Annotated in this window: 11 protein-coding genes and 1 other annotated feature; of the genes, 1 reads left to right on the forward strand and 10 read right to left on the reverse strand. The window is 42.3% G+C overall.

The window, feature by feature from the left end; translation table 11 throughout:
- Positions 1-114 precede the first annotated feature (114 nt).
- From NQ550_RS15375 to NQ550_RS15410, 8 genes are all read right to left on the reverse strand, one after another.
- On the reverse strand, positions 115-1,452 hold the full coding sequence (locus NQ550_RS15375; protein WP_025579952.1) for a tetratricopeptide repeat protein: 1,338 nt from the start codon (positions 1,450-1,452) through the stop codon (positions 115-117).
- 10 nt (positions 1,453-1,462) lie between these two features.
- Positions 1,463-1,615 (reverse strand): hypothetical protein, encoded by a 153-nt coding sequence (locus NQ550_RS15380; protein WP_008707227.1) that lies wholly within the window; start codon positions 1,613-1,615, stop codon positions 1,463-1,465.
- Positions 1,612-2,910, reverse strand: a complete 1,299-nt coding sequence (locus NQ550_RS15385) for a bifunctional folylpolyglutamate synthase/dihydrofolate synthase (RefSeq protein ID WP_025579951.1) — start codon at positions 2,908-2,910, stop codon at positions 1,612-1,614. The genes NQ550_RS15380 and NQ550_RS15385 overlap by 4 nt, the downstream gene beginning before the upstream one ends.
- A 110-nt stretch (positions 2,911-3,020) precedes the next feature.
- Positions 3,021-5,057, reverse strand: a complete 2,037-nt coding sequence (locus NQ550_RS15390; protein WP_025579949.1) for an LTA synthase family protein — start codon at positions 5,055-5,057, stop codon at positions 3,021-3,023.
- 12 nt (positions 5,058-5,069) lie between these two features.
- The gene (locus NQ550_RS15395) at positions 5,070-7,724 is read right to left on the reverse strand and encodes a valine--tRNA ligase (RefSeq protein ID WP_025579947.1); all 2,655 of its coding nucleotides are present in this window, start codon (positions 7,722-7,724) and stop codon (positions 5,070-5,072) included.
- 173 nt (positions 7,725-7,897) lie between these two features.
- Positions 7,898-8,132 (reverse strand) — a binding site (T-box leader).
- Between the two features lie 73 nt (positions 8,133-8,205).
- Positions 8,206-9,411: an amidohydrolase family protein gene (locus NQ550_RS15400; RefSeq protein WP_022381283.1), complete on the reverse strand. Its 1,206-nt coding sequence runs from the start codon at positions 9,409-9,411 to the stop codon at positions 8,206-8,208.
- A 106-nt stretch (positions 9,412-9,517) separates the two neighbouring features.
- Positions 9,518-13,300, reverse strand: coding sequence for an FtsX-like permease family protein (locus NQ550_RS15405; RefSeq protein ID WP_025579945.1), 3,783 nt, complete (start codon positions 13,298-13,300; stop codon positions 9,518-9,520).
- Between the two features lie 3 nt (positions 13,301-13,303).
- Entirely contained in the window at positions 13,304-14,020 is a 717-nt protein-coding gene (locus NQ550_RS15410) for an ABC transporter ATP-binding protein (protein WP_330366493.1), read from the reverse strand.
- Positions 14,021-14,547: 527 nt separating this feature from the next.
- Between NQ550_RS15410 and NQ550_RS15415 the strand changes: the two genes are divergently transcribed.
- Positions 14,548-16,260, forward strand: a complete 1,713-nt coding sequence (locus NQ550_RS15415; RefSeq protein ID WP_025579942.1) for a hypothetical protein — start codon at positions 14,548-14,550, stop codon at positions 16,258-16,260.
- Between the two features lie 80 nt (positions 16,261-16,340).
- Here NQ550_RS15415 and NQ550_RS15420 read toward each other — a convergent pair whose 3' ends face one another.
- Positions 16,341-17,516, reverse strand: a complete 1,176-nt coding sequence (locus NQ550_RS15420) for a leucine-rich repeat domain-containing protein (protein WP_022381279.1) — start codon at positions 17,514-17,516, stop codon at positions 16,341-16,343.
- 236 nt (positions 17,517-17,752) lie between these two features.
- Positions 17,753-18,031: a hypothetical protein gene (locus NQ550_RS15425; protein ID WP_022381278.1), complete on the reverse strand. Its 279-nt coding sequence runs from the start codon at positions 18,029-18,031 to the stop codon at positions 17,753-17,755.

Here is an 18,031-nt window from a genome sequence, read left to right on the forward strand (position 1 = left end):
ACTTACTTGATTCGGTAAAAAAAAGAGACACATGACTTCCATGCATCTCTTTTGTATCTTTACATCTTCTTATGATATTTCATGTCTTCTGCCACATCAAAATGAAAAATGGTATCAATATCCGGAATCGTCATAATCACCGGTGTCGTAACTTCCGTCATCTGCCGAATCACCATCAGAATTATCGTAAGAACCATCATCATATTCCCCACTGTCATAGGAACCATCGTCATAACTTCCATCGTCCGATGAATCCGAAGAAGCATCTCCATCTGCGCTGTCACCACTGTCCGTGCCGTCTGCTGCTGTCGCATCTGTAGTTCCTTCAATCCCGGTTGTCCCTGTAGTGTTACAGATCGTATTGTAAATTCCCTTCAGATCCGCAGGCAGCAGATCCGCATAAACATTCTGTATCTTCAATGCAGCCTCATCTGCATTCTGCTGCTGTAATGCTGCATATGCTTCGATCAGAGCTTCATAACTGCTGTTCTTTTTCTTCTCTTCCTCTATCTGTTTGGAAGCAGCCTCAACTGTGTCCCCTGATTCCTGAGCCTGACTCTGTGCCTTGGTCAGCTCAGCTCCCTGACTGGACACTGCATCACTGTATTTCATAATCTGCTGATTCGCTTCCCTGTAGATTCCCTGACGTATGGCAGGAACAGCCAGAAGATAAAACGCCAGCAATCCTGCACAAAATCCGGCAACCAGTGTAAAAAACAGCGGAATCCTTCCTTTTTCTTTATACTGAGGAATCTGGATTGCCATATCATTCTCACTGCTGTCCACAGCTTTCCTGTTTCTTTTATTCTGACGTTCCAGACGTGTGGATACTCCTGTCTGTTCGTCAATCTCTCTCAAAAAACGAAGGGTTGTTGTATTTGTTTTATCAATCCGCGCGGCTTTCCTTAACGTCTTTCTTGCCTTGTTATATTCCCCCTCTTTCATCTGCACAAGTGCCAGAAGATGGTAACCTTTGATCAGTTTTGGATTCTGTATGAGAATCTTCTTCAGCCTGATCGCAGCCATATCCTCATGACCTTCCCTGCACAGGTTTAAGGCATCATTATACTTTCTGATCGTTTCATTGATCGCCTCAAGCTTATTGGAGTTCGCCTGCAGCTTGTTAATATATTCTGATGCCAGATTTCTGGATGGCTGAAGATTCTTACTGATCACCCATTCACTGAGTGCGGCAACCACCTCCCCTGTCTCAAAATATACCAGTCCAAGAAGATTTCTCGCCTGAATATTATGCTTATTATAAATAAGACTCTGCTTCAGACAGTCAATCGCCCCTGAAAGATCGCGGACACTGGCTTTCTCAAGCCCCCGGTTGTAATACTGTCTGGAAAGGTAATCTACCTTTTTCTGGATCAGCACATTACATCCACATTTCGGGCAGTAATCCAGATCTTTGTCCACCAGAAATGCGCCACAATTCATACAATTCATGTGTATCTCCTTATTTTACCCGTCTGCCACTCTTGGCTTCGCGGAGAACTTCCTGAAGAATATCCAGGATATCCGTCAGTTCTCTCTCATAAATCGCACCCTCCGCATCTGCCACATCCAGACAAGGTTCAAATTTCTTCAGTTCCTCTTCATAATCTATCATTTCTTATTTCTCCTGATCACATCTTTAATCTCACCGACAAGATACAGGGAACCCACGCAGAAGAGCATTCCGTCATCCCCCTTTACTTCCAGTGCTCTACCAAAGGCTTTCTCAACATCCTCCACTACTTCCACAGAAGAAGCACCTGCTTCTGTAAAAAGCTTTGCAAATCTCTCAGCAGGAACCTTGCGATATCCGCCAACAGAGGTTACTACCACATGACGGAACGTGATCCTGCTACAGATCGTATGTATCATATCTGTATAATCTTTGTCATCTACTGCTGAAAAAAGCAAAGTCAGCGGACATTCTTTCTGAAAATGTTCTGCTGTCTCTACAAATTTCTCTACCCCGTCCTCATTGTGAGCACCGTCCACGATCACGCCCGGAAGCACTGTTTCCATTCTTCCCTGCCAGCGTGTTCCGGCAATTCCCACATGGATCTGATCCGTAGATACAGAAATCACATTCTGCAGAACCTCAATCGTCTTTAATGCAAGTGCACTGTTCATCACCTGATACTTTGCAATAAACGGAATGGAGAAAACCATATCCTTATAATACTCATTCCGAAATGCAAAATCAATTCCCGCCGAAGTATTTCTGAGCACTTCTGTATCTGATCTCTTCACTTCATAAGCAGGGCTTCCCAGTTCTTCTGCTCTGGCACGGATCACTTCTGCTGCATCCGGGTCGTTTCCGTCATAGATTACCGGTACCCCCGGCACAATGATCCCGGCCTTTTCTCCTGCGATTTTGGCAACTGTATCTCCCAGATACTGCATATGATCCAGACTGATCGATGTGATCACACAGGCAACAGGATTCTCCACAGCAGTAGTCGCATCCATTCTTCCGCCCAGTCCTGTTTCCAGAGTCACATAATCAACACCTGCCTCTGCAAAGATCACCATTCCCATCAGAAAAAGCATCTCAAAATAAGTCGGATGATAGCTGCCTTCTGCAACCAGTTCATCCGCAAGTATCTTTACTTTCTCAAAGGCCTTCAGGAAAGTATCATTATCAATATTCACCTCATTGATCTGGAAGCGTTCATTGATCTCCACCAGATGAGGAGAAGTAAATAATCCGCAGGAATATCCCGCCTCTCTCAGAACAGAGGTCAGAAACGCACATGTACTTCCCTTTCCATTAGTTCCTGCCACATGGATCACCTTAAACTTATCCTGAGGATTACCAAGTCTTCTCAGACATTCCTTTGTGTGATCCAGACTGTTCTTCTTTGTAAATTTCGGAGTTTCATCAATATAAGCAACTGCTTCTTCGTAATTCATAAAAAAATTCCACCACTTATCTATAATGTATTTAGTTACTCTAACATTATATAATAGTGGTGGAAGATGTCCAGTACCAATCGTAATATTTTATCCGACAAAATTATGGATTAATTTTCATTCGCACCGGCACTTTCTGTTAATTTCCATTTATTATTTGAATAAAGTGCATAGCAGGACCGGTCATAGCTCTTGCTCAGCGGTTTTCGCGTCGAACTGTTGCTTCGCTGGATCACCGCAAGCCTGTCGAAATCATTCAGCTCCGTACCTGTGATCATCAACGTAGTCGGATTGATATAGACCGTATCATACCATTCTCCGTTCAGCTTGATTTCACTGGACGGCGTAAATTCCGTTCCCTTAATGTAATATGTATGATCTGTCTCAGAAATACATTGAATGGAATCCAGAGTCACATCATAGATTCCCATACGCATTCTGGTACGCAGATAAGGACTTTCGCCGCTTTCCCCGTAGGAATATCTCTTTCCATAAAGGAGGTCATACTGCAGGGTTTCCAGATCCACCTGATAATTTCTGGTATTTCTTCTTGCCTGATGATAGCGGAAAACAGTTCCCTCATGGATTCCCACACGATCCATAACCTCTGCCGCCATCTGGTATGCTGCAAGATTTTCATTCTTTTTCTTAAGTCCGAAGTTATCCCACATCACATACTCTGTCTGGAACAGATACTTGTTCTTCAGGTCCTCCACAGTCAATCCCATAGTCGGAAGGTGGTCACCGTACATAACAAGGACCACATCCTCAGGATAATCTGCAAGCTTGTCTGTCAGCTCTTTGACAAAATTATCCATCTCATGGATCTCATTTACGTAATATTCCCATTTATTATTCTCTTCCTCAGTCGGTGCACCAGAAACTGTGATCTCAGGATCCTCCAGGATCTGCTCATCCGGATACGCACCATGTCCCTGTACAGAAATAGTATATACATAATCCGGCCCCTCAGTGGAGTCCAGACACTTCAGAATCTCATCTGTCAGAACCTCATCCTTTACCCAGCCATTTGGATTCTTCTCGTTCTCTCTTGCCATGTACTCTTCGGAAGTAAACGTATCAAATCCGAGATTCGGGAAAATAGATCTTCTTCCATAGAAGTTTGCCTCATTATTATGAACTGCATGGGTGGTATAACCCAGCTTCTTCAGTACATAAGGTGCACTCTCACAGGTAGTCTCTCTCAGAATACTCTTATAAGGATATTCCCCAGGTCCAAAATAATGCATACTCATTCCTGTAATGGATTCAAACTCTGTATTGGCAGTACCTGCACCGACAGAGGGAACCTTATAATATCCTGAAGAATATTCCTTCATCAGCTTACGGAATGTCGGAATCGGATCTTCTGAAATATTCAGGTAATTAACCAGCGTAGGATCAAAGAATGATTCCAACTGCAAAAACAGAATATTCGGACGCTTTTCTTCCTGCGTTTCCGGGAGATTCTTTTCCGTCTTCTCAATTCTTTTGATTTCTTTCTCAGAATAATCTCTCGGACAGCTGATTCCCGTATTAAAAATCGTAGTTGCCAGACAGTAAGGATATCCATAATCCTCATATGCAAAAGCAATATTTCCAAAGTAATTGGAAAGCACCCTCTTCTCCAGTGCCAGTTGTGTACTTCCTGCAAAAAGAGCAACAGCCAGCAAGATCAGAGGAATATTGTAGCGATATTTAATCTTTTTCTGATACTTCGGTCCTTTAATAAGCAGCATCAGCAGTAAAATAACAAGAATCCCAAACAGGATGCAGACTGCCACAACGCCTGCAACAGGCAGATATTTGTTGGCAATCTTCATTGCATCTGTGATCAGATGCAGATCCGGTCCTGTAAACGGTGTAACACGGTTGAGCAGGAGAACACCGTTAATAATGGCCAGTATCAGCCAGAACAACGTAACCAGTACTCTCCAGAATACTCTCCTGTGAAACAGATAAACAATTAGTGACGAGGTAAAAATGAATGCCGCATTATATGCAAAAACCAGAGGTCTCTGTGTCATATAATTCCAGGCTTCTATAAACGAGTGACGGCAGATTGCCTCCATAACAAAATATCCCGCTGCGCTGGCAAGTACATGGAGTAAAAGGGAGATTTTGTTACAAATCTTATACAATTTCATCTAAACACTCCCTTATTTCTTAAGCTGCTCTAACTGTCCTTTAACCTTATCCATCATTTCTTTATATTTCGCAAGTTTGTCTTTCTCCGCATCCACCTTGGCAGCAGGTGCCTTGTTTACGAAGTTCGGATTATTCAGCATACCTTCACATCTTGCGATCTCTTTTGTGAGACGTTCTGTTTCTTTTGTAAGACGTTCAATCTCTTTATCTTTGTCGATCAGGTCTTCCAACGGCATATATACAACCGCATTGGAAACAACTACTGAAACTGCATCTTCACTGATTCCGTTCTTGTCTGTCTGTACCAGAATCTCTTTTGCAAATGCAAGATTTACAAAGGATTTCTTGCTGTTCTCATACATTGCTGCTGTTTCAGCATCCTTTGCCACAATATGCAGGCTTGTCTTGCGGTTATTCGGAACATTCATCTCTGTTCTGGTATTACGGATACCTCTTACAACCTCTTTGAAGCCCTCGATTGCTTTCTCAGCATCCGGGAAGTTTCTCTCTTCTCTGTATACAGGCCATTCGGAGATCATAATAGACTCTTCTTCAGGAAGAAGTGTGCAGTAGATTTCCTCTGTGATAAACGGCATATACGGGTGAAGAAGCTTCAGGCCTTCTGTCAGCGCTGTTCTTAATGTCCAGAGTGCATCATTTGCAGCCTTCGGATCTTCCTCTGCCTTCCACAGACGAACCTTAGCCATCTCAATATACCAGTCGCAGAGTTCATCCCACAGGAAGTCATAAACCTTCTGTACTGCAATACCAAGTTCATATTTTTCCATGTTCTCTGTTGCTTCACGAATCACTGTATTTAAGTGAGACAGAATCCATTTATCCTCTGCACAGAGATCATTTAAGTTCTCCGGCTCTGTCACTGTCTTGCCTTCCAGGTTCATCATGATGAAACGGGAAGCATTCCAGATCTTGTTTGCGAAGTTACGGCTTGCTTCTACCTTTTCCCAGTAGAAACGCATATCATTTCCAGGTGCATTACCTGTCATCAGAGTAAGACGAAGAGCATCTGCGCCGTATTTATCAATAACTTCCAGAGGATCGATACCGTTTCCAAGAGACTTACTCATCTTACGTCCCTGGGAGTCACGTACCAGACCATGGATCAGTACATGATGGAACGGAACCTGATCAGTCTGCTCCAGAGCAGAGAATACCATACGGATAACCCAGAAGAAGATAATGTCATATCCTGTAACAAGTACATCTGTCGGATAGAAATATTCCAGTTCCGGTGTTTTCTCCGGCCAGCCAAGTGTGGAGAATGGCCATAATGCAGAACTGAACCAGGTATCCAGTGTATCCTCATCCTGATGAAGATGTGTGCATCCGCATTTCGGGCATTTCTCAGGCATTTCTCTTGCAACTACTACTTCACCGCACTCATCACAGTAATAAGCCGGAATTCTGTGTCCCCACCATAACTGTCTGGAAATACACCAGTCGCGGATATTCTCAAGCCAGTGAAGATACGTCTTGTCAAAACGGGACGGAACGAATTTCAGATCTCCGTCATCCAGAGCTTTGATCGCAGCCTTTGCCATCTCGTCCATCTTTACAAACCACTGTGGCTTGATCATAGGCTCTACCGTTGTGCCGCAGCGGTCATGAGTTCCAACGCTGTGGTTGTGAGGAACTACTTTTACCAGAAGTCCAAGTTCTTCCAAATCTGCTACCATTGCCTTACGTGCTTCGTAACGATCCATACCAGCGTATTTTCCGCCAAGCTCGTTGATGGTCGCATCGTCATTCATAATGTTGATCTCTTCCAGATTGTGACGGCGTCCAACCTCAAAGTCGTTAGGGTCATGGGCAGGTGTGATCTTTACACATCCTGTTCCGAATTCTTTGTCTACATATTCATCGGCGATCACCGGAATTTCTCTGTCTGTGAGAGGAAGCTTCAGCATCTTGCCGATGAGATCCTTGTAGCGCTCATCTTCCGGATTTACGGCAACAGCAGTATCACCCAGCAGGGTTTCCGGACGTGTAGTTGCAATCTCTACGAAACGTCCCTCTTCCCCTACGATCGGGTAATTAATGTGCCAGAAAAATCCGTCCTGATCCTCATGCTCAACCTCTGCATCAGAGATGGAAGTCTGGCATACAGGACACCAGTTGATGATTCTGGAACCTTTGTAGATATAGCCTTTTTCATATAATTTGATAAATACTTCCTGTACTGCCTTGGAACATCCCTCATCCATTGTGAAACGTTCTCTCTCCCAGTCTGCGGAAGCACCCAGTTTCTTTAACTGATTGATGATCTTTCCGCCGTACTCCTCTTTCCATGCCCACGCATGTTTTAAGAATTCCTCACGGCCGATATCGTGTTTGTCGATACCTTCTTTTTTCAGCTTGTCGATAACCTTAACCTCTGTAGCGATAGCTGCATGGTCAGTTCCCGGCTGCCATAATGCTTCATAGCCCTGCATTCTCTTGAAACGGATCAGGATGTCCTGCATGGTTTCATCCAGCGCATGTCCCATATGAAGCTGGCCGGTTACGTTTGGCGGCGGCATAACAATGGTAAACGGTTTCTTGTCCGGATTTACTTTTGCATGGAAATATCCATTGTCCATCCATTTTGTGTAAAGACGCTCTTCGATTCCCTTAGGATCGTAAGTTTTTGCAAGTTCTTTGCTCATAATGTCCTCCTAATTATATATCTGAAACTAAAGTATCTACGGATTACTCCGTTATAAAGCAGTCACCCTGACAACCAAACAAATAAGCATACTGACTTCGCTTTCCGCATCCAGCCAGATAACTGTGTCATAAACTTATTCGATAAAAAACGCCCCTCACACGCATTATACGTGCAAAGGGCGACATAGATCGCGGTACCACCTTAGTTTGTCTCTCATTCCCTTAACGCGGGATACGTGAAAACCTACCATGCGCGTATATAACTCTGATATGATTCATACACACTCACTTCAGCCTCCCGGCTCCAAAGCTACCTTCAGCACTTCTGTTCCCGGGAAACCTTCCAGCTTATAAGCTTCCCTCTCTGTGGGGCATTACCGCCTACTCCTCTTTTTCACAGCCTTTTTCTGGATTCTACTATAATGAAAAAAGGCTTTCTTGTCAAGAACGTTTCTCCGGATTTCACAAATTTATCTGGTGTCATACGTATATTTTTCCCGCATTGTCGAACAAAATTTTATCAATAATATCCTTTGCATTATTTACGGAAAGATATCCGTCCTCTATTTTTTCTCTCAGAACACTACACAGTGAAAAACGGAATGCAAGAAGGGAGCCATAACTTTCCTCTACTGTCCACGTATCACATCCCCAGCAGATTTTATCAATCTGGGACATCTCGATCAACTGATGCATTACACGTTTTGATGCGGTGTAGGATAAGATTGGAAGCCATGTCAGATCCGGATATAGATTCGGATATCCGTCTACTATGGAAAAAAGATCATCCACCCATGGAAAGCCACAATGCAGTAGCACAAATTTCGTTTCCGGATTATTTTTTATCACATTGTTCAACTGCAGTATATTCGTATCTATAACTTGCCCCATTCCTGTGTGACATTGTAATGGAAGTGACACTTCCGCCGCAATTTCACATATTTTCCAGAACAAATAGTCCTGAAAACATCTGATATCTTCCTGGGTTATATCCGACTCTTTTAAACGGAATACCCTTTCAGCCTGCTCCCGCGTCACTTTTTCAAAATGAAGACTACGCTCATAGGCCATCGCTATTTTTAAGGCCACACAGCCCTCACTCTTTTTTTGTATGATCCACTTTCTGACCCACTCCACATAATCCTGTAAATTGTCCGGCAGCTCACCGAAGTTCTCTTCCAGTGATACACCGTCATGATTGCGAAGTCCTTTTTTATAGCCCAAAAAGAACAGATCCAGTCGAAAAGCAGGCGTAAACAGTTCCGGTCTTCCATTGTCAGAGCCCGGATTCCAGTAGGTATCTACGATTACTTTTTGATACTTACACTTATTTTTCAGTACATCCATGTAAAAGTCGGGATTTTGATGCGCTTTTCTGATCTGATCTGAAATCTGATCCCAGTTCTGAGCTGTGATCGGCTCCGATATTCCATACAACTCCCCGATTGCCTTTTGAAGCCAGACAAAATAAGATTTATATCGTGTTTTTTCCAGATATGCATTCCTGCTTTCTGCTGTTGTCCCCGGAGTTACCTGCTGCCATTGTAAATACGTATTATTTATCAGCTTATCCAGATCATAATCCACCATCGCCTGTTCTGGCAGATGATGTGAATGCGTGTTCCTGATTTTATGATCGGATATATAGTTCATTAATTCCTGCTCTATCTGATTTGCTGTTCCCATGATAATATTCCCCTTTCTTCCTCTTATCCATTCTATCCGTTTGACTACCTATTTAAAAACCACAGAAAAACAATTTCTTCTTTTCCGCAATAAAGCGACAAATCGTTTATTCCACACTTTTCAGGGATTCTACCATGTCAATCTTCTTTAATTTCTGATGCATAAACAGATTTACGATCATGGAGAATCCAATTGTCAGCAGTCCGCAGTACAGGAAACTGACAGGATTAATATTTCTTCCGAACATAACCGCATCCACTTCCACAGTACGGATAATATATCTGTGCAAAAAGATTCCGAATACAGCCCCTGCCAGCACGCCGATGAGGGTAAGGATAACATTCTCCCTGTATACATAGGCAGAAACTTCGTTATCATAGAATCCCAGTACCTTCAGGGTTGCCAGTTCTCTCTGGCGTTCCGTAATATTGACATTGTTCAGATTATACAGGACTACGAAAGCAAGCATTCCCGCAGAAACGATCAGCACTATAATTACCGTATCCAATGCTCCCAGCATTCTGTGAAGCTGAGCCTCCAGACTGCTGGTATAGCTGATGCTTAATGCAGCCGGGTGCTTCAGGATCTCATTTCCCACCTCAGATTCTGATTCTTTATATTCCTCTTTTACTGTAAATACAGTTGCAGAGTAGTCAGGCTTCTCCCCGAAGATCTGTTCATAGACATTTCCTGTCATATAAATATAATGTCCCATGTAATTCTCTGTCACTGCTGCGATCTTTGTCTCATAATTTTTCCCATCCTTTGTGATGGTCATGGTATCCCCAACTTTCAGCCCTGTCAGGGTTGCCGTCTTCTCACTGATCACTGTACCTGCATCAGTCAGCTTATATTTCTCTTTTGTCTTTCTGTCCTGAAGTGTTACATCCTTATTAAAGGTCTCAAGATTCTCAGGCACATACACATATACGCTGATATTGGATTTATTTCTGGGAACACTCATCTTGGTAAACTGGACATGCGTATATCTCTCAATCTGACTGTTATTTTTCAGAAACTCATCCAGCTCCTGTCTCTCCTTATCTGTGGCATCCTCATCATCAATGATCGTTCCTGTATAATGCTGAAGCTCCTGATACTGCCGTCTGGCAATATCCATAATGGAATCCCTGAGTCCAAAACCCACCAGCATCAGCGCCATACTTCCTGAAATACCAAAAATCGTCATAAAGAAACGTTTTTTATATCGGAAAAGGTTTCTCAAAGTAGATTTCCATGTAAAATTCAAATGCTTCCAGAAAAGCGGGATCCGTTCCAGCAGGATTCTCTTACCCTCTTTGGGAGCAGGAGGACGCATCAGTGATGCCGGAGTTTCCGCCAGTGCCCTGTAACAGGAGAAAATGGTGGCTCCGACGGTACACACAGTTGCCGCACCTGCTGCTATCATTGCAAATTTAAACTCATAACGGACTTGGATATTGTTCATCATGCCCTTGTACATAATGCCATACCCGTTAATAATAACCAAAGGCAGGATTTTCTCTCCGATCAGGATTCCCAGAATACTGCCTCCCACAGTGGCAAGAAAGGCATACAGCAGATATTTGGATGCAATCGCATACTTGCCGTATCCCAGAGCCTTCATTGTACCGATCTGGGTTCTCTGTTCTTCCACCATTCGTGTCATGGTAGTCAGACTTACCAGTGCAGCCACCAGGAAAAAGATAACAGGGAAAACCTGTCCGATACTTCTCATTCTGTCTGCATTATCCCCATAATCTGAATATTCCGGCAGATCATTGCGGTCCGTTACCATCCATTCCGGCATACTGATATCATCGATCTCATCCTGGGCATCCTGAATCTTCTTCTCACCGTCTGCGATTTCTTTCTCTGCATCCCTCTTGCCGTCTTCGTATTCTTTTTTACCTTCTTCCAGATCCTTCTCAGCTTTTTTGATGTCCTTTCTGGAATCCTTCAGCTTCTGTTCGTTCTCTGAGATTTCCTTCTCTCCATCCCTCAGCTTCTGTTCATTGTCGGCAATCTCTTTCTCGCCGGAAGCAAGCTTCCCTTCATTCTCCCGGATCTGTGCTTCTCCCGAAGCAAGTTTTGCCTCTTTCTCCTCTAACTGCGCCTGGCTGGAATTTAGTTTTGCTTTTGCAGCATCGATCTGTTCCTGTGCTGACTCAAGCTGGGCTTCTTTTTCCTGAATCTCTTTTCTGGCTGGTTCCAGCTTCTTCTCCTGAGCCTTCACCTCTTTCCATCCTGCATCAATCTTTGCCTGGGCATCGGGAAATGCGGCCTCCTGCTGGTTCAGTTCTGCTTCCTTTGCATCAAGCTGGGCCAGTCCGCTCTCCACCTGGCTTAAACCACTCTCCAGTTCACTTCTTGCTGCTGCGATCTGGTTTCTGGATGCTTCCAGCTGGGCCGCCTGACTGTCCACCTGCTCCTGATAAGCGGAAACCTGTGCTGCCAGAGCCGCCAGGTCTTCCTCGGAATATGTGCCTGAAGCTTGTGCCTGCTCATACTGTGCCTGCAATGCTGCAAGCTGACTTCTGGCACCCTCAAGCTGAGCCTCTCCTTCTGCAAGTCCGGCCTCCTGCTGCTCAATCTGCGCAAGTCCCTGATTGCAGCTTTCCTTTTTGGCATTTAAATCCTGTCTGGTTGCTGCAATCTGCTCTCTGCCTGACTGGATCTGCGCCTTGCCATTGTCAAGTTCCTGCTGACTCTGGGTAAGCTGCGTCTTTGCATCTGCAATCTTCTTCTCACCGGCACTTAACTGGTTCTTGCCATCCTCAAGCTGAGCCTTTCCATCATCAAGCTTTGCCTGGTTTTCGGAAACCTCCGCCCATCCGGCATTCAGCTGTTCCTTTGCAGATGCGATCTGTGCTCTGCCACTGGCAATCTGCTCTTTCGCACTGGCAAGCTGGGATCTGCCGTCCTCTAACTCCTTCTTTGCATCTGCAAGCCGGGCTTTTCCGTCCTCCAGTTCCTTTTTTGCGTCTGCAAGCTTTTTCTTGCCATCCTTATATTCCTTCTTGCCATCTTTTAACTTCTTTTCGCCATCCTCCAATTCTTTTCTGGCATCCGCAAGCTTCTCATCAGCCTCCTTCTTGCCGTCTTCAAGTTCCTGTCTGGCATCTGCAAGCTTGTCATTAGCTTCCTCTACAATCTCATCATATCTGACCTGGCACCGTTCTGCCTCAATCCCCTCCACTTGCTCCTGCACTCGCTCTATCAGGGAATCATAAGCATCTGTATAGCTGATCAGATCCTGTGCCCCATGAGCCTGCACATAGATCTGTGTATAAACCTCCTGGTCAAAATCCTCAGGAAGCACATAGGCAAATCCATTAACCTCACCGGAACCCAGAGTGGAATTTCCGCGATTATAGGATATGTAAAGCGGACTCTCTCCTAAACCTACAACTGTGTAATCTGTCTTTTTCAACAGTTCGCTGTCTCCGCCCTCTTTCAGGGTAATCTGATCACCCACCTTATATCCATTGCTCTCAGCAAAAATACAGTCAAGGAAAATCTCTCCGCTTTTTTCCGGAGCTTTTCCCTCTGTCACTGAGATCCGGTTCATGGTTTGATCCACAGCTTCCACATGAAGTACCTTCTGCTTCTCGCCTTCTCCACACATTACATCTGTACCATAGGCGCCCTCTGCATTCTCTACTCCGTCCACCTGCTTAATGGCAGCTACATCATCCTCCGTCAGTCCCAGAGTTCCCATTACTTTGATATCCATAAGATTGGTTTCATCATAATAGGCATCACCTGAGAAGCGCATATCCGGTGACGAGGCCTGTATCCCGGAGAAAAACGCAACTCCCAGAGCAACGATCATAAATATGGAAATAAATCTGGCTTTGCTCTTGCGTATCTCCATCCAGAAATCTTTATGCATTGCTTTCATATTCATCACCTACCATTCTATCTCCTCTATGGGTGTAGGATGGTCATTCATTGTCATCCTGGAAACCTTGCCGTTCTTGATCTTGATCACACGGTCTGCCATAGGTGTCAGCGCCGAGTTATGGGTAATGACGATCACTGTCATTCCACGCTCCCTGCACATATCCTGCAACAGCTTCAGGATTGCCTTACCAGTCTGGTAGTCCAGTGCACCTGTGGGCTCATCACACAGTAAGAGCTTAGGATTCTTCGCCAGTGCCCTGGCAATGGAAACTCTCTGCTGCTCACCACCGGAAAGCTGTGCCGGGAAATTGGTCAGTCTGTCCTTCAGTCCCACTTCCTCCAGAACCTCCCTGGCATCCAGCGGATTTTTACAGATCTGCAATGCCAGTTCTACATTCTCCAGCGCTGTAAGATTAGGCACCAGATTATAGAACTGGAATACAAATCCAATATCATTTCTCCGATAGCCGGTAAGCTGCTTACTGTTATATCTGGCAATATTCCTGCCATCCACCAGAACCTCTCCACTGGTAGCCTTATCCATACCCCCAAGAATGTTCAGCACTGTTGTCTTGCCCGCACCGCTGGGACCAACGATCACTACGAACTCTCCCTTGGCAATCTCAAAGCTGATCTCATCCACTGCAACGATCTTTACTTCTTTGGTTCCATATATCTTGGAAACCTTATCCAGTTTTACATATGCATCTGTCATCTCACTCATCCGCATTTCCCCTGTAATTTTATTTTTGCCATACCGGTAATTTTATTTTGTTACAATTATTAACGATTCTTTTGAACCCGATTTATTTCCGTATTTATTTACAGGCAGGTCAAATTCTGACCTGCCTGGTAGTCTTAATGGTTATATTTATTGTAACATATTATACCTGTAATTAAAAATAAAATATTCATAAAAAATCCAGATACTTCAAAACCGCCTGATCATCTCAGGCGGTTCATCATTTTGACTATACACAGCACATGCCCCTTTCTTCTTAATTGTATGTACCAGAACATCTTATATCTTCTTTACCCGTTATTATTTTACATTAAGCTGATGACGAAAATATAAAAGTGGGACTAAACATACATCATCTGACCTCGAATCTTTATTTTTATTCTTACCTGATTTCCGCATAAAAGAAAAAAATCATGCTCATATACACACTTATGGTTTACAAATCACAAAAAGCAGCATCTTTATATAGTGAATTTGCAAATTCAAAAAATTTAAAGGAGGCAAAAATTATGCCAGGAACATTTAACGGAACAACTTTAACTATTTCAGCTACCCCCGTAGACGGTGCACTGATTCCCGATAAAAGTGCAACAAATGTAGCGGGAATTGCCATTGTGGGGTCAGATATGTATTGCGTAAAGACAACCGGTCTTAAAACTACATTACTCAAAACGACTGACTACATGGCAACAAAAGCAACTGCCGTAAAAAAAGATCTGAACTGGTTCGCTCTGGGACTTACCAAAATTGGAAATTATCTGTATATGCTTGCAGAAGACCATAAAGGTTACGGCGGTTCTACAACCATCGTAAAACTGGATACCAAAGGCAATCAGCTCGGTACGTACAGTATCAATGAAATTTGTCCAAAAGGCGCATTAGGTATCACTGCTGCTGACGGAACTAACGAGAAATTTATCATTATGCATTACGCTGACAAGAGCAATGCTGGGACATTAGCTTTCAGTGTTGTAGACTGGAAGGCTGCTGAAGCAGCAAGTACATTCACAGTTACTAACTCAGGTTTTGGTTATACCACACGGCTTCAGGATATTTACTATCACACTTCATTTGGATTATTTATCCTGACAAATAACACTTTTTCAACACTTCAGAACCGTATTCTGGTAGTTGATTATCATCTTACTGATGATAAAGGTAAAAAATACACTCCATGTTCGGTCATCAATGTAAATAAAACAGGTGAATATAAGCAGTACAACCTTGAATCAATCTGTATGAAAGCCAATCACCTTGTGCTTGCATCCAATGTTATAACATCTGATGGAACCGCAGAAGATAAATTCTCTGTGCTGGAAGGCATTACCTACTCCGGTAAAACCTATACTTTTGCATGCGGTTTTAAAGCAGGAGCCCGTGTACCTACCAAAGTAGATCCCAACTATGAAACAACTAATCTGGGATGTGTATCCTTTAACGGAAACAATACTCCATATTTTATAAAACAAAGTCAAGATAAAGTCGCTGTTCTTGGCTACTGTAAAAATTATATGAATACAAGCGCAGGTGTATCTCACTTTAAAACATTCACTGACGGTTTATTAGGTCATGCCAACGGTATGAGCTGTTTTAACGGAAAATTCTTTGTTGTCGCAGGAAATAACAAAGTGGTTGCTATCAGCAGTAACAAAGAGGATGAGGAAATAACATATACAGTAACTCCCAACGATAACGATAAATCATTTGCTCTTAAAGCAATTAATTATTTTTATGAGGCAAATACAGCTTTATTATTGTCCGTTGTTGACGGAACATTAAAGCTCTATAAATGTACATTTGAAAATGAAAAAAATGTAAAAGCCACTTATCTTTGTACACTGGTAAACGCCGGTCAGCCTACATCCCAGGATATTTTCTATCACAATAAATTAGGGCTTTTTGTCGGAACCAGTAATCCACATACTGTAAGTGGAGTAACGACTAAAATCACAACAAAAAACACCTTGCTTCATTATAATCTGAAAAAACTTGATGATAGCAAACTTTTATATCCGGATTTCGGATTTGTTACAGATATTCCTGCTAAAGATGCTCAGGGCCGCACATATAACAGTTTTGAACTGGAATCAGTGGCTCTGGATCAAAATAATAAATTAATCGCTGTGTGCAATGTCAATGTCAAAGATGCTACCCACACCAGTGGTTTAGCATCCACTGACGGCTTCTTTCAGTATAATACGCTTGAATTTATTACAGCTTGATTTCGCTACATCAATAACAGCATAAATTTCCATTATAAAAAGCAGGCAGTTTTTCGCCTGCTTTTTATAATTCCAATTTTCTATTTAACAACAACTTTTTTATTATCTGACCATACGCCAAACTGTTTAATACCATTCAACAACGTATATGCATGCGCTTTCAAATAGTAAACTCCCGGTTTTATATTTTTAAAAGTAACTGTATTTTTCTTTTGATTTTTTAATACAATATTTTCTCCTGAATCTGCATTCTTAAGTACGCAATCAAACCCATCACTGTATTTTAAATTTCCAAACTGTGCGGTTACTGTTTTCTTTTTCCCGGTAATTTTTATTAATTTTATATTATCTTTATTTAGTTTAACAGGAGGCATACGCATTTCATTAGACCACCTGCTATAACTTTTTTTACCATTTTGAACAGTATAAGAACGGACTCTGGCAAATCCCATAGTCGGCACTTTTTTTAATATACAGGTTGTGTTTGCAGAATTTTTATTAGCTAATACCTTAGTACCATCATATATTTGATATTGATATCCATCTGCATTCTTTACTTTTCCGCTCAAATCAATTGTAACATAGATTTGTTTGTTTACTATATCTGAATCAACAGATTTTATATACGGACGATTTGTTTCTGGTTTTGAAGCAGTTCCCTCACTTACAAAAGGAATACCATTCATCTTACAGTAATAGTATGCATATGAATTTTTCTTTCCATGAACTGTTAGAGAATCACAATTTATGAACGCCTCAGCACCTATCTCAGTAACTGTTTCAGGTATATATAACGTTTTCAGTTTTCGACAGTCAGCAAATGCAAAAAAATCTATACTTTGAAGATTTTGGGGAAGTTTAACACTCGTCAGTTCACCGCAGTATATAAATGCACTTTGTCCAATTTTTTTCACATTATCAGAAAGTATTACCCTTTTAAGCTTTGGACATGTGCTAAAGGCAAAAACTGGAACAGTATCTACTGAAGCCATCCACTCTACTTCTTCTATGTTCAAATTATCTTCAAAACAAAATTTTTCTACTTTAGAAACCGAAGGAAGAAGCATTATCTTCTTATAATCTCCAGTTGGGTATTCTCCATACACACGGCTCTCTGAAATTTTCAACTGTTCATACTTATTTTTACTTTCAATGGTTATCTGTGATTTCATAGCAGCTTCTGCTGAGACAGATGCAGAAATTGCTACACACGTTAAAGCAATCAACAATATTTTCTTTACTTTCTTTGACTTCATAGAATCTCCTCCAATCAATAATATTCATCTATTATCATAATATATCACTAACTATAAAAGATCCTGTATTTCTGGTATTAAAAGTATTCTAATGACCCCGAACCAAAATGCAAATTTAAATTAATCTCCACAGTTTTGCAGCAACATATGTTCGCCTGTAGTCTGAAAGCCTTTTGTTTAGCAGCTGCCTTAATTTCCAGCCTGGAATAGCCCTAAAAGCATCTCGGGCTGGAAATTTACATGTTATTGGCACCTTGAATCTGTGCTTCAGTCATACACATATCATGTTCTTTCGCAAATTTAAGAGTTGCCTTTAACCCTTTGGTTTTTTCTCCTTTCAAACCTTCGAATGCTACTTTTACATCTATCATGTAGCAGTATTCTAAAAATCTTTTCAATGCCTTTTCCTTCTGGCTGTTCTTAAATAATAATTCCCATACAGACATCATATCTTCATGATAGAGAAGAATAATGATATCTCCATACCTGACTGCAAAATAGTATTCCGTTAACAT

Origin of the sequence: Blautia wexlerae DSM 19850, assembly GCF_025148125.1 — a bacterium.
In the GTDB taxonomy this organism is placed as follows: domain Bacteria; phylum Bacillota; class Clostridia; order Lachnospirales; family Lachnospiraceae; genus Blautia_A; species Blautia_A wexlerae.

What these genes read in the sequence shown, in the direction of transcription:
- NQ550_RS15375 (WP_025579952.1), bottom strand. Translation starts at nt 1,452, where the DNA reads ATGAATTGTATGAATTGTGGCGCATTTCTGGTGGACAAAGATCTGGAT.
- NQ550_RS15380 (WP_008707227.1), bottom strand. Translation starts at nt 1,615, where the DNA reads ATGATAGATTATGAAGAGGAACTGAAGAAATTTGAACCTTGTCTGGAT.
- NQ550_RS15385 (WP_025579951.1), bottom strand. Translation starts at nt 2,910, where the DNA reads ATGAATTACGAAGAAGCAGTTGCTTATATTGATGAAACTCCGAAATTT.
- NQ550_RS15390 (WP_025579949.1), bottom strand. Translation starts at nt 5,057, where the DNA reads ATGAAATTGTATAAGATTTGTAACAAAATCTCCCTTTTACTCCATGTA.
- NQ550_RS15395 (WP_025579947.1), bottom strand. Translation starts at nt 7,724, where the DNA reads ATGAGCAAAGAACTTGCAAAAACTTACGATCCTAAGGGAATCGAAGAG.
- NQ550_RS15400 (WP_022381283.1), bottom strand. Translation starts at nt 9,411, where the DNA reads ATGGGAACAGCAAATCAGATAGAGCAGGAATTAATGAACTATATATCC.
- NQ550_RS15405 (WP_025579945.1), bottom strand. Translation starts at nt 13,300, where the DNA reads ATGAATATGAAAGCAATGCATAAAGATTTCTGGATGGAGATACGCAAG.
- NQ550_RS15410 (WP_330366493.1), bottom strand. Translation starts at nt 14,020, where the DNA reads ATGAGTGAGATGACAGATGCATATGTAAAACTGGATAAGGTTTCCAAG.
- NQ550_RS15415 (WP_025579942.1), top strand. Translation starts at nt 14,548, where the DNA reads ATGCCAGGAACATTTAACGGAACAACTTTAACTATTTCAGCTACCCCC.
- NQ550_RS15420 (WP_022381279.1), bottom strand. Translation starts at nt 17,516, where the DNA reads ATGAAGTCAAAGAAAGTAAAGAAAATATTGTTGATTGCTTTAACGTGT.
- NQ550_RS15425 (WP_022381278.1), bottom strand. Translation starts at nt 18,031, where the DNA reads ATGTTAACGGAATACTATTTTGCAGTCAGGTATGGAGATATCATTATT.